We start from the raw sequence: 333 nt of genomic DNA, 5'->3' as shown, positions 1-333 counted from the left end.
TGTGCAACTACAATTCCTGCACGTTTCTTACCTTTTCGGGCTGCAGTTCGCCGATAAAGTGCACCAAGATAGTTTTCTGATCCTCTTACAGAATGAGCTGCTTCAATTAAAGCTGATTTCAAGTATTTGTTTCCGTTTTTGGTTTTAGGTTTTTTCCGTTTTCCTGCACTCTCGTTATTTCCAGGAATTAACCCAGCCCATGAACACATTTGAGATGCACTAGGAAATTGGTTCTTAATATCTGTACCAATTTCTGCAAGCATTTGTTCAGCCATACGCGTTGCGATACCAGGAATAGAATCTAATCTTTCAATATCGTCTTGGTAGTCGCTT

The 333-nt window shown here is 39.9% G+C and carries 1 protein-coding gene; it reads right to left on the bottom strand.

What is annotated here, in order from left to right:
• Positions 1-333: transposase (locus A4245_RS19465; protein ID WP_157087782.1), on the bottom strand; the 333-nt coding region annotated here is incomplete at both ends.

Origin of the sequence: Oceanobacillus damuensis, from assembly GCF_001618145.1 — a bacterium.
Classification (GTDB): Bacteria; Bacillota; Bacilli; order Bacillales; family Amphibacillaceae; genus Oceanobacillus; species Oceanobacillus damuensis.
The sequence above is the reverse complement of the archived record's forward strand: the minus strand, read 5'-3'. Positions and strand labels throughout refer to the sequence as shown.